The organism is Micromonospora sp. NPDC005413 (assembly GCF_040606435.1).
Taxonomy (GTDB): Bacteria; Actinomycetota; Actinomycetes; order Mycobacteriales; family Micromonosporaceae; genus Micromonospora.
On the sequence record NZ_JBEXEV010000043.1, the window covers coordinates 1 to 19,386 of the forward strand.

General features: G+C 68.3%; 19 protein-coding genes and 1 pseudogene. 13 read left to right on the forward strand and 7 right to left on the reverse strand.

The window, feature by feature from the left end; all coding sequences use genetic code 11:
* Positions 1–185 precede the first annotated feature (185 nt).
* The 11 genes and pseudogenes from ABZS37_RS29665 to ABZS37_RS29715 all read left to right on the forward strand — a co-directional run.
* Positions 186–458: pseudogene (locus tag ABZS37_RS29665) on the forward strand (TIGR02679 domain-containing protein); the annotation flags it as partial.
* A 165-nt stretch (positions 459–623) separates the two neighbouring features.
* Positions 624–1,103 (forward strand): DUF2399 domain-containing protein, encoded by a 480-nt coding sequence (locus tag ABZS37_RS29670; protein WP_355174384.1) that lies wholly within the window; start codon positions 624–626, stop codon positions 1,101–1,103.
* 966 nt (positions 1,104–2,069) lie between these two features.
* On the forward strand, positions 2,070–3,143 hold the full coding sequence (locus ABZS37_RS29675) for a substrate-binding domain-containing protein (protein WP_355174386.1): 1,074 nt from the start codon (positions 2,070–2,072) through the stop codon (positions 3,141–3,143).
* A 10-nt stretch (positions 3,144–3,153) separates the two neighbouring features.
* The gene (locus ABZS37_RS29680; RefSeq protein WP_355174388.1) at positions 3,154–4,191 is read left to right on the forward strand and encodes an ABC transporter permease; all 1,038 of its coding nucleotides are present in this window, start codon (positions 3,154–3,156) and stop codon (positions 4,189–4,191) included.
* Entirely contained in the window at positions 4,188–4,991 is an 804-nt protein-coding gene (locus ABZS37_RS29685) for an ATP-binding cassette domain-containing protein (protein ID WP_355174390.1), read from the forward strand. The genes ABZS37_RS29680 and ABZS37_RS29685 overlap by 4 nt, the downstream gene beginning before the upstream one ends.
* Positions 4,988–5,890, forward strand: coding sequence for a sugar phosphate isomerase/epimerase family protein (locus tag ABZS37_RS29690; protein WP_355174392.1), 903 nt, complete (start codon positions 4,988–4,990; stop codon positions 5,888–5,890). The genes ABZS37_RS29685 and ABZS37_RS29690 overlap by 4 nt, the downstream gene beginning before the upstream one ends.
* An 11-nt stretch (positions 5,891–5,901) precedes the next feature.
* Positions 5,902–6,909 carry a LacI family DNA-binding transcriptional regulator gene (locus ABZS37_RS29695; protein WP_355174394.1) on the forward strand — a complete coding sequence of 336 codons (1,008 nt, stop codon included), beginning with the start codon at positions 5,902–5,904 and terminating at the stop codon, positions 6,907–6,909.
* Between the two features lie 37 nt (positions 6,910–6,946).
* A complete protein-coding gene (locus ABZS37_RS29700; protein ID WP_355174396.1) occupies positions 6,947–8,317 on the forward strand; it encodes a hypothetical protein in 1,371 nt (456 codons plus the stop codon).
* The gene (locus ABZS37_RS29705) at positions 8,314–9,213 is read left to right on the forward strand and encodes a carbohydrate kinase (RefSeq protein ID WP_355174398.1); all 900 of its coding nucleotides are present in this window, start codon (positions 8,314–8,316) and stop codon (positions 9,211–9,213) included. Before ABZS37_RS29700 ends, ABZS37_RS29705 begins: the two co-directional genes overlap by 4 nt.
* A complete protein-coding gene (locus tag ABZS37_RS29710; protein ID WP_355174400.1) occupies positions 9,207–9,689 on the forward strand; it encodes a hypothetical protein in 483 nt (160 codons plus the stop codon). Before ABZS37_RS29705 ends, ABZS37_RS29710 begins: the two co-directional genes overlap by 7 nt.
* Positions 9,690–9,760: 71 nt before the next feature.
* Positions 9,761–10,585, forward strand: coding sequence for a hypothetical protein (locus tag ABZS37_RS29715; protein ID WP_355174402.1), 825 nt, complete (start codon positions 9,761–9,763; stop codon positions 10,583–10,585).
* A 561-nt stretch (positions 10,586–11,146) separates the two neighbouring features.
* Here the strand turns inward: ABZS37_RS29715 and ABZS37_RS29720 are convergent.
* The gene (locus ABZS37_RS29720; protein WP_355174404.1) at positions 11,147–11,353 is read right to left on the reverse strand and encodes a hypothetical protein; all 207 of its coding nucleotides are present in this window, start codon (positions 11,351–11,353) and stop codon (positions 11,147–11,149) included.
* A gap of 287 nt (positions 11,354–11,640) precedes the next feature.
* Between ABZS37_RS29720 and ABZS37_RS29725 the strand changes: the two genes are divergently transcribed.
* Positions 11,641–12,549: an Hsp70 family protein gene (locus ABZS37_RS29725; protein WP_355174458.1), complete on the forward strand. Its 909-nt coding sequence runs from the start codon at positions 11,641–11,643 to the stop codon at positions 12,547–12,549.
* Here the strand turns inward: ABZS37_RS29725 and ABZS37_RS29730 are convergent.
* From ABZS37_RS29730 to ABZS37_RS29740, 3 genes are all read right to left on the reverse strand, one after another.
* Positions 12,531–13,070 carry a hypothetical protein gene (locus ABZS37_RS29730; protein WP_355174406.1) on the reverse strand — a complete coding sequence of 180 codons (540 nt, stop codon included), beginning with the start codon at positions 13,068–13,070 and terminating at the stop codon, positions 12,531–12,533. The two genes, ABZS37_RS29725 and ABZS37_RS29730, sit on opposite strands and share 19 nt — an antisense overlap.
* A 169-nt stretch (positions 13,071–13,239) precedes the next feature.
* Positions 13,240–14,469, reverse strand: coding sequence for an IS110 family transposase (locus ABZS37_RS29735; RefSeq protein ID WP_355174408.1), 1,230 nt, complete (start codon positions 14,467–14,469; stop codon positions 13,240–13,242).
* A gap of 716 nt (positions 14,470–15,185) precedes the next feature.
* Positions 15,186–16,427 carry an IS701 family transposase gene (locus ABZS37_RS29740; protein WP_355174410.1) on the reverse strand — a complete coding sequence of 414 codons (1,242 nt, stop codon included), beginning with the start codon at positions 16,425–16,427 and terminating at the stop codon, positions 15,186–15,188.
* Positions 16,428–16,544: 117 nt separating this feature from the next.
* On the opposite strand from ABZS37_RS29740, the gene ABZS37_RS29745 reads away from it, so the two are divergent.
* Complete coding sequence (locus ABZS37_RS29745; protein WP_355174412.1) at positions 16,545–16,877, forward strand: hypothetical protein; 333 nt, start codon at positions 16,545–16,547, stop codon at positions 16,875–16,877.
* A gap of 200 nt (positions 16,878–17,077) precedes the next feature.
* On the opposite strand, the gene ABZS37_RS29750 is transcribed toward ABZS37_RS29745, so the two are convergent.
* From ABZS37_RS29750 to ABZS37_RS29760, 3 genes are all read right to left on the reverse strand, one after another.
* The gene (locus tag ABZS37_RS29750) at positions 17,078–17,293 is read right to left on the reverse strand and encodes a GntR family transcriptional regulator (RefSeq protein ID WP_355174414.1); all 216 of its coding nucleotides are present in this window, start codon (positions 17,291–17,293) and stop codon (positions 17,078–17,080) included.
* Between the two features lie 664 nt (positions 17,294–17,957).
* Positions 17,958–18,611: a GNAT family N-acetyltransferase gene (locus ABZS37_RS29755; protein WP_355174416.1), complete on the reverse strand. Its 654-nt coding sequence runs from the start codon at positions 18,609–18,611 to the stop codon at positions 17,958–17,960.
* 87 nt (positions 18,612–18,698) lie between these two features.
* Positions 18,699–19,385 (reverse strand): GPP34 family phosphoprotein, encoded by a 687-nt coding sequence (locus tag ABZS37_RS29760; protein ID WP_355174418.1) that lies wholly within the window; start codon positions 19,383–19,385, stop codon positions 18,699–18,701.
* Position 19,386 lies beyond the last annotated feature (1 nt).

Consider the following 19,386-nt stretch of genomic DNA (forward strand, 5'->3'; position numbering starts at 1 on the left):
GCAGGTAAGACCAGCAGCGATGCTGGCACCGCGCAGAGAAGCGGTAACCCACCCGGACGCCGCGTCTTCCACGCGCAGCGTGGAGGGAATCTCCGCCCTTTAGGGCGGAGAGGATGTCAATGGAAGCCCTCGACGGACCGCTCGACGACCGGGCCGCACGTTAAAAACAGCTACGAAATGCCGCCGATGAGCTGTGGGCCTCTGCGGCACAACACCCGCGCGTCAACGCAAGCCCGGAACTACAGCGATGGGTGGCCGCCGAAATATCACTCGGCGCGCTCCCCGCCGAGATCAGCAAACGGCAACCGCTGCTAGCAGACGCCCTCACCGTGCTCGACGCCCTACCCGCCGATGGCATTAGCGTCACCCGCCTCGCCGCCAACATCCTCGGGTCGGCGCACGCCCTCGACAAAGGCCCACTGGCCAACCTTGTACTGCGGGCCCTCGGCCTTCAGTAAGGCCAAGATCCGATCGCATCCGCGTACCCACGAACACTGTGGAGGCTTGCGGGTCTCCGCCCGGACGACCTGTCAAGCAGAGTCCTCCTCGCCGGCTTCAAGGCGACTGGCACCACATCTTTCGAAACCGTGCTCCGCGCTCATGCCCGGTGCGGCGAACCTGCCGTGATCACTCTGCGCCAGGTCGACAACTTTGTCAGCGAACAGCCCGCACCACTGCTGCCTCCTGAGACGCGCGTCTGGGTGTGCGAGAACGTCGCGGTCGTTGCCGAGGCGACTAATGCTCTTGGGCGCGACTGTCCGCCACTGATCTGCGTCGAGGGCTGGCCAAGCCATGCCGCGACCTTGCTACTGCAACACCTACTCAACCACGGTGCCGACATCGCCTACCACGGCGACTTCGATTGGGAAGGGCTGGCGATCGCCGATCAAATGATGCAGATGGGGGCGCACCCATGGCGCATGGACCGCGACAGCTACCTCGCAGCTGCAACCCGTGCCACAAGACGCTCAGCGCTGAACAGACCGGACTTTCCCTTCTATGAGTACCCCTGGGCGCCCGGCCTCGTCGACGCGATGATCCAGCAGGCCACGCGGGTGGAAGAGGAGCATGTCATGGAGGACCTCATTGCTGATCTCACCTAGGTTCACCGGGTGCCGAGCGGGTCCCGGCCGCAGGCGGGGGAGGCGCGCCAGATCGGCTTGCCACTGCCTCACTTCTTCGGCCCACCGGGATGCGCAGGGCTTTGCGGCGGCGCGTGTTGGCGTCCATCACGTCACCATCTTTGATCACTACTCATCTCGCGGGGCGGCAGGTTCGCCGACCCTGGCGTGGGAGCTAGTGTCCGCCTGCCCCGACAGCAGCGTCGTGGTGAGGGTCCTCGGCGCGGGTGTGAGTAGGGCCCTTGAGTAGGGAGAGTGCCTGCTCGGTGATGGGGCGTGTACAGTGCGAAGTCAGGGCGTCACTGATGTTCCTTACTGATCTTGCTGATGTGTTCGCCGTGTGGTCTCCAGCGGGGGTCACCCCGGGTCAATCCGTGCCACTCCAGGCCAGCTGGGTTTAATGATCATGGTCGTCGACCGGCCCGGTGTGGTCGCCGTGTGGTCGTCGGTCGGGACACCCCGCCAGGTCAAGGCAGGTCAAGGTGGGTCACTCCCTGCCAACGCGGGTCGACCCGGAGGTCGTTAGACTGACCACTCGCGCCCCCGTAGCTCAGGGGATAGAGCATCGGTTTCCTAAACCGACGGCCCTCGATGGATGGCAGTGGCCTGACCTGCTGATCCACTTACTTCTGTGGCTGAAGTCGGGTCGCAATCACGAGGATTCTGCTCGGTGGGTTGGTCGCCGGTCGCCGGTCGCGCTGGAAGCGTCGCCGTTGTGCTGGCAGGTGCCCCTGATGGGGCGAGTTGGCCGACGACCGTGAGGTAGTCCCGACGCCCGTGTTGCTGGGTCTTTCCACATCGAGGGCAGTGCCGGCTGTGGGGTGTCAAAACGGTGTCGCTGGGTTGTTGACACCGTTCTCTTCGAGGTGCCAATCTACTGCTGTAGCTACTGCTGTAGATAGCTCATCGAACACGCCACGTATGGCGTCACTCACCAACGGAGTCGGGATGCATCGAAACCTGTCACGCCGCGGGCCCCTGCTGTCGGCCGCCGCGACGTTCGCCGGACTGGGCCTACTGCTCTCCGGTTGCTCGGGTCAGTCGGGATCGGCGAGCGGGGACACGATCCACGTGAGCATCATCACGAAGGACCCCAGCGACCCGTTCTGGGTAGCCATGATCGACGGCGCGAAGAAGGAGGCCAAGAGCCAGAACGTCGAGATCACCGTCGCGGCTGGCAAAGACCAGACCGACAGCGACGGCCAAATCCAGGCAATCGAAAACGCCACGGCTCGCGGCGACGACGCGATCCTCATTGCGAACAACGGCCCCGCGGTCAACGACGCGGTCAAGAAGGCGCAGGATGCCGGGGTCCTGGTGCTCGCCCTGGACACCCCCTTCAGCCCGGCGAACCTCGCGACCGCGACCTACGCCACCGACAACTTCGCCGCGGGCCAGGCCATCGGGAAGTGGGCGGCGGGCTCGCTCAAGGGCCAGAAGGCGGTCATCGCGATGCTCGACCTGTTCGCGGACAAGGTCGTCTCGGTCGACTACCAGCGCGACCAGGGCTTCCTTGACGGCATGGGCATCGCCCTCGGCGACCCGAAGAAGATCGGCGACGAGGCGGAGACCGGCACCTACTCTGGTGGCGAGTACGAGATCGCGTGCCACGAGTACAGCGACGGCGCGCAAGACGGCGGCCGCACGGCGATGGAGAAGTGCCTCTCGCTCAACCCGAAAATCAACGTCGTCTACACGTCGAACACGGCACCGGGCCTCGGCGCATACCAGGCACTGAAGGCGGCGAACGTCAACGCCCTCCTGACGTCGATCAACGGCGCGTGCGAGGACATCAACACGGTCATCGGCGGCAAGTTCGGCGCGGGCTCGCAGCAGTTCCCGGGCAAGATGGGCGCCGAGGGCGTCAAGGCGGCGGTCGAGTACGTACGCACCGGCGCCAAGCCCAAGACGGACAACGCCGACGGCTTCATCGACACCGGCGTCGAGCTCGTCACCGACCAGACCGTCGCCGGCCTCGAGAGCGTCACCGGCGCCGAGGCGATGAAGGCCTGCACCTCCTGAGGGTATGATGATGACGACTATAAGCAACACCGAACTGTCCGCGGCCGAGGCCTTCAAGACCCGCCCGCTGACCCCGCTCCAGAGGGTGCATCGCATGCTGCACCTGCATCCCGAGATCAGCCCGTTGATCGTGCTGCTCGTGGCGATGCTCGCGTTCGGGCTGGCGAACGATCGCTTCCTCAGCCCGGGTAACATCTCGCTGATCCTCCTGCAGGTCGCGGTGGTCGGGTCGCTTTCGGTCGCCCAGACGCTGGTCATCCTGACCGCTGGCATCGACCTCTCGGTCGGCGCGCTGATGATCCTCGTCTCGATGGTAATGGGATCCCTGGTGGGCCTCGCCGGCCTGCCAGGGCCCATCGCCTTCGCGATCGGCATCCTGGTCGGCGTCCTTGCCGGCCTCCTGAACGGTGTGCTGGTCTCGGTGCTCCGGCTGCCACCGTTCATCACGACGCTCGGCACCCTGAGCATCTTCATGGCTCTCGCGCTCCTCATGAGCAACGGCGTCGCGATCCAGGGCGAGAAGCTCGGCGGATTCCTCCTCTGGACGGCGGCGGCTTTCAGCGTCGGGCCGTTCAACTTCACGGTCGGCGTGATCCTCATGCTGCTGATGTACCTCGGGATGGGCTTCGTGCTGCGTCAGACCGGGTGGGGCCGGCACTTGTACGCCGTCGGCAGCGACCCCCTCGCCGCCCGGCTGTCCGGCATCAACACCCGCCGCGTGCTAATGAGCGTGTACGCGGTCGCGGGCTTCCTCGTGACCCTGTCCGCGTGGATCCTCATTGGCCGCAACAACGCCGCCACGACCAGCGCGGCCGTCGACGTCAACCTCGACTCCATCACCGCGGTCGTCATCGGCGGCACGAGCCTCTTCGGTGGCCGTGGCACCCTGCTCGGCACGTTCCTCGGGGCGATCACCGTCGCGGTCTTCCGCAACGGCCTCTCGCTCGCCCGCGTGGACGTGCTGTACCAGACGCTCGCGATCGGCATCCTGATCCTCGTCGCGGTCGCCCTCGACCAGTGGATCCGCCGGGCGGGGGTGAAGGGATGAGCGCCGAGCAAATCCTGCGCGCGCGCGGACTCGTCAAGACCTACGGTCCAGTCGTCGCCCTCGACGGCGTAGATCTGGATCTGAACGCGGGCGAGATCCTCGCCGTGATCGGCGACAACGGCGCCGGGAAGTCGACTCTCATCAAATGCCTGACAGGAGCTGAGATCCCGGATGTCGGGACCCTCGAGGTCGCGGGGAGCGAGGTATCCTTCCGCCGTCCGCAGGACGCTCACGCCGCAGGCATCGAGACCGTCTACCAGACGCTCTCACTCGCGCCCGACCTCGACATCGCCTCCAACATGTTCCTCGGCCGGGAGATCCGTCGCCGCGGTCCGCTCGGCGGGGTCCTCCGGATGCTCGACCACAAGCGGATGCGCCAGCTCGCGGCCGAGAACGTGTCGAAGCTCGGCATCCGCACCCTCCAGGACATCACCCAGGTCGTCGAGACGCTGTCCGGCGGCCAGCGGCAGGCGGTCGCGATCGCCCGGGCCGTCGCGTTCGGCAGCCGCATCGTCGTGCTCGACGAGCCGACGGCTGCGCTCGGCGTGCGGGAGACGGCGCAGGTGCTCGATGTCGTGACGGGTCTGCGCGACGCGGGCCTGGGCGTCATTCTCATCAGCCACAACATGCCCAACGTGTTCCAGGTCGCCAACCGGATCCACATCCAGCGCCTCGGGCGGAGGATCGCCACGATCTCGCCCGAGTCGCACACGCCGGCGGAGGCCGTCGCGATCATGACCGGTGCCGCCCCGACGCCCGACGCCGGCGCCAACGCCCTATCGAAAGAAGCTCGTTCATGACCTCTGACTCCCTCGCCGCGTCGACCTCGCACCGCTACGGCATTCATGCCCTCGTTTGGACCGGCGAGTGGACGCCGGAGACGGCCGACGACGCGATCCGGCGGACGGCCGCAGCCGGCTACGACCTCATCGAGCTGGCGCTGCTTGATCCTTATTCGATCGACGTCGACGCGACGAGGAGATCCCTGGACCGGCACGGGCTGTCGATGGTCGCCTCGCTCGGGCTCTCGCCCGCCACGGACATCTCCAGCGAGGACGAGGAGATCCGACGGCGCGGCGAGGACCTGCTGCACCGGGCCGCCGCAGTGGTCCGGGACCTCGGCGGCGACTACCTGTGTGGGGTGATCTACGGGAGCATGAGCAAGCACCTGGGGCCCGCGTCCCCGCGGTCGTACGCGAACAGCGTGGAGAGCATCCAGCGCCTCGCGGACACGGGCGCTGCGTCGGACATCCGGCTCGGGCTCGAGGTCGTCAACCGCTACGAGTCGAACCTCCTGAACACAGCGCGGCAAGCGATGGACTTCCTCGGCGCCGTGGACCGCGATAACGTCTATGTCCACCTCGACACCTACCACATGAACATCGAGGAGCCGGACATGGCCTCCCCCATCGCTGTGTGCGGCGATCGCCTGGGCTACGTGCACGTGGGGGAGAGTCACCGCGGCTATCTCGGGTCGGGCACGATCGACTTCCGCAGCTTCTTCGCGGCACTGGCGAGCTCTGGCTACACCGGGCCGATCACGTTCGAGTCCTTCTCCTCGACCGTCGTGGATCCCGTGCTGTCGAACACGCTCGCGATCTGGCGGAATCTGTGGCGCGACTCGGACGACCTGGCCCGCCACGCCCGGACCTACATGCAGACGCAGATCGAGGGCGCGTCCGCCGTCCGGTTTCAGTAAGAGGGGCTCACGTGGTCAATCGAAATGACGTCGCGCGTCTCGCCGGGGTGAGCACCGCCGTCGTTAGCTACGTCATGAACGGTGGACCGCGGGTCGTCTCCGAGGAGGCGCGGGCGAAGGTGGTGGCTGCGGTGCGCGAGCTCGGGTACCGCCCGAACGGCCTCGCCCGCGCGCTGAAGCTGCAGCGCACCGCGGTCCTCGGGATCGTGGTGCCCGACAGCAGCAACCCTTACTTCGCGGAGCTTGCGCGCGCCATCGAGGAGGCTGCGCATGCGCAGGGGATGACGCTGCTGCTCGGCAACTCCGCAGAGGATCCCGCTCGAGAACTCGCCTACCTCAGTACCTTCCTCAATGGACGGGTCGACGGCATCCTCGTCGTCAGCTCTAGCCGGTCGCCTGACATCATCGATCTCCTCGAGGAGTCGGGACTGCCCTCCGTGTTCGTGGACCGATCGCCGGTGGGCAACCAGCACAGCGCGATAGAGGTGGATAACCGGGCCGGCGGACGCGAGGCCATGGCGCACCTCCTCGAACACGGCCACCGGAACATCACGGTTATGGTGGGCCCGTCGGCCGAGTCCGACGAGCGCATGGAGGGCGCGCTCGAGGCTGTGGCCGGACGGGACGATGTCACGGTCCGCCAGACGAGTTACGTCCGTATCGCCCGAAGCGCGGCGTACGCGGCCGCTCGCGAGATCCTCGCTACGGACGACCGCCCGTCCGCCGTCTTCACCATTGCGGACGAGCTCGCGGTCGGCGTGCTCCGCGCAGCGGCGGACGCGGGGCTGCGCGTACCTGAGGATCTCGCCCTCGTCTCCTTCGACGGAATCCCGGAAGCCGCCTTCACTGCTCCCGGACTCTCCACGATCGGCCAACCCTTCGCGCGGATCGCACAGGAGGCGGTCGACCTCCTCATGGCGATGGTCGACTCGGACGTGCCGCCCAGGCGCGTCGTCCTGCCCGTCGCCCTGATCCGTCGAGGCAGCTGCGGGTGCCCCGACAACCTCTGCATCACCTGAGCCATCCATCCCAATTCCTCATCGAGAGGGGAAAACCTTGAACGACGGCCCAACGGTGCTCGCCGAGTACCGACTCACCAACCCAACCGGCACGCCCCGCGCGAGCGAGCCGGTGTTCCTCGACGAGGTCGATGCGGACTCCGTCATCTCCGTCCGCCTCGGGGACGGTCCGCTCGCGCCGGTGCAGCGGCTCGCTTCCGGCGGGCTGGTCACGATCCTCGACATCCCGGAGGGTACTGGCCCCTTCCCCCTCACGGTGGTCGCGGCGGCTCCCGAGTCGGACGGCTCCGCGATCACCGAGGTGCCCGCCCGCGAGCAGGATGCCGTCGTGCGCCTCGACACCGGCCCCTTCGAGATCGAGCTGTGCCGAGGCACGGGCAAGGGCACGACGAGCTCCAAGTGGGGCATCCGGCACCTGCTCGCCAAGGAGCAGGGCGTCGACCTCATCCCGGGCGGGGACAACTGCATCGGCGGCTTCTACGCGCCGTTCTTCACGCCGGAGAACGGGCTCATCAACCCGCCCGAGCACGTCATCGCGGACGTCGAGGTCCTGGAGCGCGGCCCGCTCCTGCACAAATACCGTCTGACCGGCCGCATCCCCGACGGGCTCCTGCCGGAGCTGCGCAGCAAGTGGTTCACGATCGACTGGCAGTTCACGGCCGGCTCCGCCTGGTTCGAGCGGCACTACGACATCTCCGACTTTGCGACGGAGGTCGACGGCCGCGCCGCGGTGAACAAGTTCACCGTCGGCGACGAGTTCGAGGCGGGCCCCGGCGACGTGCTCTTCGACCACTTCGCGTCCTGGGCCGGCACGACCTATCGCGAAGGCGACCCCTACGCCGGCATCCTCGCGAACCGCGTCCACCAGATCACGAGCGGGATCTCGGAGGAGTCCTCCCCGTCGCTGCACGCGTACCACCAGGCGATCGGCGGCGACATCGAGTCCGCCAACTGGGACTGGTACTGGCGGCTGTTCAGCGCGTGGGAGTCGTTCCTCACGCACGACGAGATCCGGGCGCACCTGTCCGAGGTGCGCGCCGAGGCCCACCGTGCCGCAGACTCGCCCGCGCGCGAGTGGAAGACGACGGACGCCGCCCTTGGGGTCGAGGTGCCCACCACGGAGGAGGCCACGGTCTTCGTCGGCCCCTCCAGCAAGACCGCGGCGATCAACGCCGGCACCGGGTACGCCATGACCTGGTGGACGTCGAAGCCGGTCGGCCGGTTCCAGATCGTCCAGCGCCGCGAGTCGGGCTGGAGCAACTGGGGGACGAACGGCGAGAACGAGTGCCCGGAGCTGCCGACGGATGTAACCATCCGCGCCGCGTACGGCCGCTTCGCCGATTCCTGGCGGACGGTGGCAGCCTCGCTCGAGAACCCGGTACGGCTCGAAGCCGGCGCCGATCGATGACCGACCTGCTCGTCGTCGGCGAGTCCCTCGTCGACATCGTCCGCACCGCCGGGGCGGACCCGTCCCACCGCCCCGGCGGGAGCCCGCTCAACGTCGCGGTCGGCGTGGCACGCCTCGGCGTCCCCACCGCGCTGCACACGCGGATCGGAAGCGACGAGCACGGACGCGCAATCCTTGACCACCTGCGCGCGAGCGGCGTGGAGCTGACCGCGGTGTCGGTGGTCGACGCCCCGACGAGCACGGCGCGAGCGAACATCCACCTGAGTGGTGCGGCCGAGTACGAGTTCGACCTCGACGCCTCTCTCGCCCCGGTCGGCGAGGCGGCCCGGGACGTCCGCTGGATCCACGCCGGATCGATCGCGGCACTGCTCGAACCGGGCGCGAGCAGCGTGCGGAGGGCGTTCGACGACGCGGGAGCGGGAGTCATCCGCTCATTCGACCCCAATATCCGGCCCGACGTGGTCGGCGACCCCCGGGATCGTCGCGCCGAGATCGAGTGGTATGTCTCCCGGAGCGACGTCGTGAAGGCGAGCGACGAAGATGCCGAGCTGCTGTACCCGGACCGCGACCCCCTGGAGACCGTGCGGGCATGGCAAGCCGGCGGCGCGCGCCTGGCCTTGATGACCTGCGGCGAGGAGGGAGCACACGCCGTGTTCGATGGCGGGGAGATCGCAGCCCCGGCGGCGCGCGTTGACGTCCGCGACACAATCGGCGCGGGCGACTCATTCATGGCCGCGCTGATCTGGCGGCTCCTCGCGACGAGCGGCCGAGACGGTCTCCGGATCGACGAGGAGACGATCGCCGACGCCGTCGGCGCCGCGCTCGCGTGCGCGGGCGTCACCGTTCGGAGAGAGGGCGCCGACCCGCCGCGCCTCGGAGAGGTGCCGTCATGGTGAATGTCCCCCGCCCGACCGCGGAGTACGAGGTCGTCGGCTCGCTCGGGCGCCCCCGCACTGCCGAGCCGCTGACGTTCGAGCTGCCCGCGACCGGCCACCGCGAGTACTCGGCGGCCCTCGGCGACGGCCCTCCGCGCCCCGTGCAGCTGCTCGCCGCCGACCCGGGCCGGGGCGTCGCGATCATGGACCTGGACGGCGTCCCGCGGCAGACGATGCGGCTGTTCGCGGATGCGGCGGCGCCGGACGCCGGCAAGGCCATCGCGGCACGGCCGGTCGTCGAGGCCGACGGGGTCGTGCGACTGGACACCGGAGCGTTCGAGCTTGAGTTGTGCCGCGGCACCGCCCGCGGCACGACCGACAGCAAGTGGGGCATCCGCCATTTCATGGACAGCGTCCAGGGCGTCGATTTGATCCCGGGCGGCGACAATGCCATCGGCGGCGTGTACGCGCCGTTCTTCACCCCGAGAACGGGCTGATCAATCCGCCGGAGCACGCAATCGCGGACGTCGTTCCCGTCGAGGTCGGACCGCTCCTGCACATGTACCGCATGACCGTCCGCATCCCGGACGGACTGCTTCCGGAGCTGCATGGGAAGTGGATCACGATCGACTGGACGTTCACGCTTGGCACCCCCTGGTTCGAGCGCCACTACCGGCTGAGCGAGGTCGCAACCGAGGTCGATGGCCGGTCGGTCGTGGACAAGCTGACCGTCGGCGACGAGTTCGAGGCAGGCGTGGGCGCGCTCGTGTTCGACAGGTTCGCGACCTGGGGCGCCACGACCTTCCGCGAGGGCGCGCCCTACTCGGCCATTCTTGCGCGCTCGGTGCGGCGTATCGTGGCCCAGATTTCCGACGACTCGCCCGCCGAGTTGCGGGCGTACCGGGACGCGATCGCCGGCGACATCACGGCCGCCAACTGGGACTGGTACTGGCGGCTGTTCAGCGCGTGGGAGGACTTCCTCCCGCACGACCGGATCCGCAGCGAGCTGGCCGCCGTCCGTGCGGAGGCCCATCGCGCGTCCGACGCGGCGGATCGCTTCTGGAAGGTGACCGTCGACCCGCTCGGGGTGGACGTCCCGGCGGCGGTTCAGTCGACGATCTTCGTCGGTCCGGCGGACCGCAGCGCGGCCCTCAACACCAAGACCGGTTACGGGATGGTCTGGTGGACTTCGAAGCCGTCCGGCGGCTTCGGCATCCAGCAGCGCCGCGAGTCCGGGTGGTCCAACTGGGGCACCAACAGCGAGAAAGAAGATCGAGGGCCTCCATCTGCCGGGCGGCGAGGTCCGCGCAGGCGGGGCAGTGGATGTACCAGGCGGTGTCCCGTCGGCGACCGGCCGTGCCAGCCCGTCCGTGGACCGGGCTGCCGCAGTTGACGCAGCGCAGTGGCAGCCCCGGGGGGCACCTCCCGGCTGACCCGGCGGCGGCGCCAACTCCTGCAGCAACGTCACCCTCACCGTCACCTACGCCTACTGACACACCTCAGCCGCGGCCCGCAGCACCACAGCGGCGGGCTGCACTCCTCACCCCACAGTTGCACCTGGTGGTACCCGCCGGTGAGAACCCATCCAGGCCCCGCCCTCTACGAACACAATCGCCAATGACGTTGTCCATCTGAAGGCAGCCACCCGTCGTTCGCGGATCCGAGCCAACCTCACACCAGGTCATCGTACATATGTACGATGACCTAATGGTGGTCGAGTTGGTCGGGCGTTGGTGGAACGGGGTTGGGGACGACTGACCCGGCGAGACGTGTGGCTCAGCCGCGAGACCCTCTGGCATGTCGTCGCCCGCGCCGGCGACTCCGAGACCGGACGGGTACTGCGTTGGGAGTTCGCCAGCGAAGACGACGCCCGTGCGATGGTCCGACGCTTGATGACCGCCAGCGGCGGCGGCCAGTGGCGCGAGCAAACCGGGGACGCCGCGACCCCACCGCCTCAATAGGCGCCGCCGCCAAGTGTCTGCTTGAGCCATGGCCGACGATGTCCCGCATCGAGGGCTTGTCTCGGCAGGCGCGCCAATCCCGCCTGTTCGACGGTCGGCAGCCCGGGGGTGAGGACAACGGCGTGGACCCAGCCGGCCGCGCCGGCAGCTTCGGCTGATGTCGCGGTCCGCCGCGGGTCGCCGAGGTCGTCGATGAGCATGCCCAGCCCATCGGGGCGCGCCGTGTAATCGTGTGGCAGCGGCACTGCGGCTTCCCAGTCGGTGACCGGCCCCCGTCGTCTCCACCGAGCCGCGTCCGCAGCCGCGCTGAGTAATTGGTCAGTGACGGACCCATGATTTGCGTGTTTGACTGTGGTCTATGAGCTTGAGCGGGGCGCGGTTGGCGATCGACTGCGGAGGTGTGAACACGTCGGCGGTGGTGGCGTGGCCGGATGGTCGGTGGGTTCCGCTGCTGTTCGATGGTGAGCCCGGGTTCCCCAGTGGCGTGATGCTGGCCTCGGACGGGACCGTTCTGACCGGGCATGCGGCGCTGCGGGCCGCGGGTGCCGATCCGGGGCGTTTCGTTCCCGCTCCGCGGCGGTCGCCGGAGCAGTCGGTGACGGTCGCTGGTGTGCAGGTCGACCCGCTGGACCTGGTAGCCGCGCCGTTGCGTCGGGTCGGTGGTGAGGTGCAGCGGGTCGTCGGGGGCCCGGTCGAGGATGTGCGGCTGGTGGTTCCGGCCGGGTGGGGTCCGCGGCGGCGGACGTGGATGCGGCATGCCGCTCACCGCGCCGGGTTGCCGCAGCCCCGGCTGGTGGAGGCGCCGGTCGCGGTGGCCGGATTCCTCCTCGCGACGGGTACGCAGCTGCCGGTGGGATCGCTCGTCGCGGTCTGTGACGTCGGTGGGGGTGCGGAGGTCAGTGTCCTGCGCCGCGGTCCGGCCGGTTTCGAGGTGCTGGCCACCTTGTCGGATCCGGACGCGGGTGGGACCGCGATCGATGGCGCCGTTTCGGCCGCGCTGGCGGCGGTGACTGCCCTTCCTGCCCCGCCGACGGCGGCGGCGTCGGGGTCTCACAGCCGCCGACTCAACGACCCGCCGGCGCCGCTGTCAGGCCGGTGGGAGACCCGATGGGCCGCCGTGGGCACGACAGCCTGCCCGTACGCGGCGGAGGGCGATGTCGGCGTACGGGTTCCGTACGTAGGTAGGTACGCCGGAGCGTACAGAGACCGACGTGTCAGAAGGGTCGACGACGTCGGTCGAGCAAGCCTCGCCGTCGCATGCCAGGCCGCCTCCCGGGCTACACCCGGTTACCGCCCGGCCGAGCCGCGATCGCGGCTCCCGGCACATGATTCGGGTTCCGGCGGGGCGGGGTGCTGGTCGCGCCGCCGCCCGTCCGGTCATGCCGTCGGGTGGTGACCGAAGCCGGCCAACGGCACGCCAACCGCCTTCTCGTACAGCACCACATTGCTGAGACCTACCCGTCGCCCGTCTGCGAGGCTCCGGCACGAGGGCCACATGATCGACCGCAGTCCAGGATGCTCGACGGCGCGGAGCGACTCACTCGACTCCAGCTCCACCCCGCTCTCGTCGCACCAGGCGACGACAGCGGCCCAGAACCGGTCCACCGTCTCCCAGCCCTCCACCGTCCGGGGTCCGCGCAACGGCAGCAGCTCCTTCGTGGTGAACAGTCCCTCCGTCCCGTGCGACGCCGCGTTCTGGAGATCCTCGAGAAAGTCCAGCGCGATACGCGACGCGTCGCCCTCCTCAACCAGCAACTCCTCGACGATGGCAAGAGTTGCCCTGACCCGCCCGCTCCTACGCTGCACCACGTCCATGACGACGTCCCGCACCGGGATCTCACCACCCGCAGTGGGCAGCCCGGCGGCGGCCATGAGCCGCCCGACGGGAGTCAACGGTCGCCGTCTGAAGAGTCCCACTCGCATCACCTTTGGTAACCGCGGCGTCCGGGCCGGTCGCCGTCCGGGTCGCATGATCATGCCAGCCACATCCGCCCGCGCCAATCAGTTTCGTTTCATCCTGGCCTGCTGGTCGTGGCCCGGGCGCTGAACGCCGCAACGCGCGCATCGCGGCATGAGTAGCCCTGTGTCAAGCGACGGGCGCGAGGACGGCCTGCAGAGCTCGGTGGCGGGTGGGGTCATAGGCGACGCCGTCTTGCCAGCAGCGCCAGATAACGTGCAACCAGGCACGGGCGAGGATTCGGGTGGCGTGGGGGTGGTCGTGGCCCCGCGCTCGGGCTCGTTGATAGAGGTCGGCAGCCCAGGGGTTGGCGCGGTGGGAGTCGCCGGCGAAGTCGATGACCGCTCCACGGAGTTGTTTGTCGACGGCCCATCGGAAGCCAACGACTTTCACTTTCCCGGATTGTCTGGTCGAGGGTGCGGCACCGGCCAGGCAGGTGAGTGCCTCCGGTGTCGGGAAGCGGCCGCGGGCGTCACCGATTTCAGCCAGAAGGCGGGCCGCTCGCACGATCCCCGCCCGGGGCAGAGACGTGAACACCGCCGCGTCGGGATGCTGCAGCAGTTGGATTTCGATCTGCTCCTCAAGGGCGTTGATCTGCTCTCGCAGGGCAGTAAGCCCAACCACCAATGCGGCGGTGACGTGCGCCCGGGCGGTGGCTTCAGGGCCCGTGGTTCCGCGGGTAGCCGCGAGCAGATGTGCGTGCAGCAGCCCGGCTCGTGCCGGGTTGGGGTAGGAGACACTGCGCAGCCAACTCTGCAGTCGGCGTGGCGACAGCCAGTCGACCTTGTCCTGAGTCGGGAACCGGGTGAGGAAGCTCAGGGTGATGGCGGAGTCGATGTCGCGGAACAGCCCGATCACGCCGGGCAAAACGTGTTCGAGGTGGGCGCGGAGTTGGTTGGCCATCGCGATCCGGGCGGCGATGAGGTCCTTGCGGGCGCGGACGGTCATCCGCAGCGTGACTGTCGCGGGCGAGTCGAGGGTGAGGGGACGCAGGCGGTGGTGATCGGTGCGGACGGTGTCGGCCAGGACGTAGGCGTCGAAGCGGTCGTCCTTGTTGCCGGCCGCCCCGTAGCGGCGGCGCAGGTGCCTGATCTGGTTCGGGGCGATCACGAAGACCGTGAGTCCTGCCTCGAGAAGGGAATCGACGACGGGTCCGTCAGGGCGTTCGATACCGACCTCGAGCACCGCGGCCTGCTGCAGGCAGCGCAGCAGCTTCCTCAGCCCCGCAGCGGTGTGCTCGACGAGCATCCGTTGAACCTCGACACCGTCGGGGTCAACGACTGCAAGGGCGTGTTCGGTGCTGGCCCAGTCGATGCCCGCAGTTGGTCGACGCGTCGAGGGGTCGTGTTTGACACTCATGGTGTCCTCCTTGCTGTTGCAGCAGCAGGTGGGCAGCTGGTGGTCTCAGGACACGAAAGCCGGTCGCTCACTGATCGGCGCTCAACGGCGCGCAGCCCTGTCGCCAGTCATACGTGTCCTGGGACCACCGGGCCCCGCGGAACTCATGCCGGACCTCTCAGGGTCGAGCGGACGAGGCGGTGGCCCGGTGGAGACCAGGTGCGCCGACGACCCGAAATCGCCGGCACCAGGCACGATGCCCGACAAGACCGCCGACAGGAAGAGTCTGCGCAGTGAGCGGATGCGACCCGCTTGGCTATGACTGTCCGGCTGGCACCTCCGGCGGCGCGGGGGCACACCCGGGGCACTAGACACCGTCAAACGTCGTCAACTAGCCACCAACGGTGGCAGCCCGAGACGGCGTGTGAGCCGGCGTCGGGCGCTGTTTCCCCGGGTAGCGGGACAGCGGCTCTAAGTTCCGCTTCAACTCATCTGCGTCGAACCGTCGCCGGGCGTCTGTGCCGTGTCCGGTTCGCCACGTGGGGAGCGTTTAGCTTCTAAGTTGTGAAGACGACGGGTTGGCTGCGGGCGTTGCTGGATAGGGCTACTAGTAGTGCTTTGTTAGGTTCTGTGGCGTTTGTTGCGGTGTAACGGTTTCACGGGTTGGTGGCAGGTGATGCAGGCGCCGGTCCAGGTCGCGAGGAGGCGTTGCAGCTCGCGGATGACCGTGTAGAGGGTCAGGCCGGCGCAGCCGCTTTTGGGTCCAGGCGCATTTCGGTGATGAACAGGTGCGCGGCGGTGACGAGGGTGACGTGGCGGTGCCAGCCGATCCAGGAGCGGCCTTCGAAGTGGTCCAGGCCGAGGCCGGTCTTGAGTTCGCGGTAGTCGTGTTCGATGCGCCAGCGGATTTTGCCGTAGCGGATCAGGTCGGCAAGGCCGGTGGTGGCAGGCAGGCTGGACAGCCAGTACTTGACCGGCTCAGGCTGGTCGTCGGGCCATTGGGCGATCAACCACCGTTCGGGCAGGAGGCCGTCGGCGTCACGGGCGACGCGATGCCCGCCCGGACGCACCCGAAGGAAGACGAACTGGGAACTCATCGTGCCCTTCGAGCCTTCCCGCCAGGTGATCGTTTCCGTGGCGGCGCGTCCGGCGGCGCGAATGTGCTCGACCAGGCTGAGCGCGGTCTTCGGGTAGCGCGGGTCGGTGCGCGTCGGTGGGCGGCCCCGCCCGGACCACACCCGCGCCACCGGCTGCACGTCTGGTGTGTGGGCGAGGGCGTCGCCTTTGACCTGCATGATGTAGCTGATTGACCGCTCGTCCAGAGCGCTGCGGAACTGGCTGTTGTCGCCGTAACCGGCGTCGGCTGCCAGCAACGGCGGGCGTAGTCCGTGCTCGGCCAGATCATCGAGCATCTCCACGACCAGCGACCACTTCGGCCGGTGATGCTCATCGGGAGGTATCCCGCACCGGGCCCGGCGGGCGAGCACATCAGGGCGGTCAGCCTCGTCAACGGCTTGGTCGTCCCACGACGTCGGCAAGAACAGCCGCCAGTCCAGAGGACACGACGCGGTGTCGGTGACGGCGTGGACGCTCACCCCGATCTGGCAGTTCGCGACTTTGCCCAACGTGCCGGAGTACTGCCTGGCCACACCCGGTGAGCCCTTGCCGTCCTTCGGGAAACCGGTGTCATCGACCACCCACGCCACCGGCCCGACCACGCCGACGGCCCGACGGGCAAGCCGCATCCGCACCGCCTTGGTGTCCCAGGTCGAGGTCGTCACGAACTGCTGCAACCTCTGATGATCCACCCCGAGCCGATCCGCCATCGGCTGCATCGACTTACGCCGCCCGTCCAGCAACAGCCCACGCAGATACGTCTCACCCTTGGCCCGCTGATCTGAACGCACCAAAGGGGTGAACACATCCACGGCGAACGCCTCAAGCCGTTGCCGCACAACCGAAAGCTCGTCAGGAGTCACCGCACCATCGAACTACTGAGACCGCCCCGATGACCCCACGACACACCGACCTAACAAAGCACTACTAGGGATCGTCTCGAACAGTCCTCTGATGCCGACCCCTTCGCACCGGAGCATATGTCGCTGCTTGAGTTGGCCCGGTTGCTTGCTGGTCGGGGGTACAGCGAGAGAGTTGCCAGTGCATATGTCGAGGTGGTGACCTTCGCATCGGCTGACGAGATCGTGGCGATGCTGGAGGTGATGCTGGAGGAGGACTGGATAGGCCTTCCGGTCTGGGCGCGAAATCTCGCGTTCCGGCTGGCCTGCTTACAACGGCCGGAGGATGTCGAGCTGTTGCGTGTGGCGGCCAACGATCTACATGCCTTCGGTCCCGACTGGGACGCCGTAGCTGGGGAACTCCACCGTCGAGCAGACCGTTTGGAGGCTGGGCAGGAAGAGAGCCTTCCCTGACCCCTCTGCTCCTGAGCGGTTTGCCCTGGTGCTGTCGACAGCAACGGCGACAGCAACGAGGCCAGACGGGGTATGGGTGTGGGCGGACAGCCGCGGATTGCCGCCCGAGCTCGGAGACAGACGCGGGCCGGCCCGGACGGAGCGCCCAGAAGCTGTAAGCGACCGATCGCGGTCGCGGCGGCTGGCTCCTGCGGAGGGATTTACTCGGCGACGAAGACGCCAACGCCGGGAAGCGTTTCGGTCATCCCTTTGATGCGTAGTACCTGCATGGCGCGGTCGATCACCGGCTCGGTGACACTGTAGTGCTCGATCAGCTCACGCCGACTGGGCAGCTTGGAGCCGGGCTGGAACTCGCCGGACTTGATGCGTTCGGCGAGGTCGTCGGCTATCTGCTCGTAGCGGTAACGCGGTGGCACGTGGTTCTCCTCGGTTGGCAACACGAGTAGACCACCTACGTCAGCCCTTGACTACCCAACGGTACCTATGGGAGGTTGCCGAGGAGGTCGATCCCCTCGGTTGGCGCTGTGGGCCGTCCTCGCCGGCGTGGATGTTCGGCGCGTCCCCCGCGTTCGGGCATCCACGCCTCCAGATAGCTGCGGCATAAGGAGGCGGCAGTGCTCCCTTCGGCTTGGGCAGCACGGCAGACCATGGCACGAGCTGGAGCGGCGAGCCGGTGAAGCGAGTTTCGTACGACGAGTACGTGCTGGCGGTAGCGCTGACTCTCGCTCGCCGGCACCGGCCCGTCTGGTCCTGGCGACACTGGCGGCGCATATGCCGCTGCGGGGGCGATCTGCCATGCCGGATCCGTCACCGCATCCCGATCAGCCGCGGCCACTGGCCCAGCCAGGAAGGCCCGCCGTGACCACTCACCATCCGATCAAGCCGGCTTGGACGTGCGGCGGTTGCGCGGGGGAGTGGCCATGCCAGACCCGGCGTCGGAAGCCCGTTGCCGGAGTCATCGGTAACGGGCGTTGCCGTATATGCAGCTTACATCTGGAGCAGATTGGGAGCAGCGGCGGAGGTGGGGTCCCGGTCGGGTTACTGCTGGCGCGATCCGGTTGACCGCTCTCCGGCTGAGGGTTAGACGTTGTGGTGTCGTGAGTGAGATATCGCTGGTTGGGCCTTGGTAGCCGGCCGTGCGTCAGTGCGGCGGTCGGGGTTGCGGCGCATTGGGCAGATCACCGGGCCGTCGGGCAACGTGATCTCCGGTCGGGAGATGTATCCGTAGCGGGTGTACAGGTGCTGGGACTCGGTGATCGTCGCGGTCCAGGAGGGCAGGTCAATGCGGTCGAGGCGGCTGCGATGGTGGTTGAGGATTGCGCTGCCGCGCCCGGTGCGCTGGGCATGCTTTGCGACGGCGACGAAGGCCAGGTCGTAGTGCGGTTCGGTGGGTCGCTGGTTGGTGAGGATCTGGTTGAGGATGTCGAAGCGGTGCGCGTGGGAGCCGGCGGTGTCTGCGAGCCGGACCGGGTAGCTGGCCGGTGGTGGGATAGCGCGGTAGCGGTGGAAGCCGACGGTCGCGGCGCTGAGGTCGTCGGTGACGTGGATGTCGCCGTAGAACATGGCGTGCTCGACCCAGATCTCGAGGACGTCGGCGAGGATTTGGCGTCGTTGCCGTGGGTCGGGGATGAGCCATTCGGCGACGTTGCTGTCGTGGAGTGCGTCGGCGATCAGGGCGGCGACGGGGCCGTTGTCTGTCCAGCGGGCGGCGCGGATACGGGGAACGTCCTGCATGGTGGGGAGCCTCCGGGCGTACTGATCGGGCTGGCAGTGGGCGTGGGCGTTGCGGACATGGCCGGGGCTGCTCGCCGGCGGTGAGATTCAGCGGTAAGCGGCGGTGGCGAGATCACCGACGACGGCGTCGACGGCGGCCGTGATGTCACGGACGGGCCGATAGTGCTGGTCGGCGATTGCCGTGAGGTGGGCGGTGAGTGCGGTGGTGTCCTCGTCGAGGTAGAGGTGTGGGGTGAGGCCGAGGACGGCGACCAGGCCGGCGAGGGCTGCCGTGCGGTCATTGGGTGGTTCCCGTCCGGCGGCGAGGTAGCGCAGCCGGGCGCGGGGGACCACGGTCCACTTGGTGTCGGTGGGCAGGTAGGTGTCGGCGCGGATGAGTCCGGCGAGGCGGCGTCGGGTGTGGTGGTGCAGGATCCCGGCGGCGAGCAGGCCGGCGCGGGTGCGTTCGTAGAGGTCGTCGGCGAAGTCGCGCAGCCAGGGCTTTACCCCGGCGCCGGTGGGGTGGGCGTAGCGGATCGAGGCGAGCGCGGTGTCGGCGATCAGGTCGCCGACGGGCCGGTCGATGCGCAGTCGAAGCTGCGGGGTGGAGGCCGGGCGGGTGGTCTCGTTCGGGTCGAGGGTGACCCGCCCGGCCAGGAACAGGTCGATCAGGACCGCGCCGGCCATGCCGAGGGCGAGGGTTCGGCGGTGCACATGGGGGTGGCCGGTGTCGTCGTCGTGGCCGAGGAGGAACAGCTCGTCGCGTAGCGGCAGTTGGGGGATCGACGCGGTCATC

Bases quoted from the DNA above. Each gene is read 5' to 3' on its own strand.
- ABZS37_RS29675 (WP_355174386.1), top strand. From the start codon at position 2,070: ATGCATCGAAACCTGTCACGCCGCGGGCCCCTGCTGTCGGCCGCCGCG.
- ABZS37_RS29680 (WP_355174388.1), top strand. From the start codon at position 3,154: ATGACGACTATAAGCAACACCGAACTGTCCGCGGCCGAGGCCTTCAAG.
- ABZS37_RS29685 (WP_355174390.1), top strand. From the start codon at position 4,188: ATGAGCGCCGAGCAAATCCTGCGCGCGCGCGGACTCGTCAAGACCTAC.
- ABZS37_RS29690 (WP_355174392.1), top strand. From the start codon at position 4,988: ATGACCTCTGACTCCCTCGCCGCGTCGACCTCGCACCGCTACGGCATT.
- ABZS37_RS29705 (WP_355174398.1), top strand. From the start codon at position 8,314: ATGACCGACCTGCTCGTCGTCGGCGAGTCCCTCGTCGACATCGTCCGC.
- ABZS37_RS29710 (WP_355174400.1), top strand. From the start codon at position 9,207: ATGGTGAATGTCCCCCGCCCGACCGCGGAGTACGAGGTCGTCGGCTCG.
- ABZS37_RS29715 (WP_355174402.1), top strand. From the start codon at position 9,761: ATGACCGTCCGCATCCCGGACGGACTGCTTCCGGAGCTGCATGGGAAG.
- ABZS37_RS29720 (WP_355174404.1), bottom strand. From the start codon at position 11,353: ATGCTCATCGACGACCTCGGCGACCCGCGGCGGACCGCGACATCAGCC.
- ABZS37_RS29725 (WP_355174458.1), top strand. From the start codon at position 11,641: ATGCTGGCCTCGGACGGGACCGTTCTGACCGGGCATGCGGCGCTGCGG.
- ABZS37_RS29735 (WP_355174408.1), bottom strand. From the start codon at position 14,469: ATGAGTGTCAAACACGACCCCTCGACGCGTCGACCAACTGCGGGCATC.
- ABZS37_RS29745 (WP_355174412.1), top strand. From the start codon at position 16,545: ATGTCGCTGCTTGAGTTGGCCCGGTTGCTTGCTGGTCGGGGGTACAGC.
- ABZS37_RS29755 (WP_355174416.1), bottom strand. From the start codon at position 18,611: ATGCAGGACGTTCCCCGTATCCGCGCCGCCCGCTGGACAGACAACGGC.
- ABZS37_RS29760 (WP_355174418.1), bottom strand. From the start codon at position 19,385: ATGACCGCGTCGATCCCCCAACTGCCGCTACGCGACGAGCTGTTCCTC.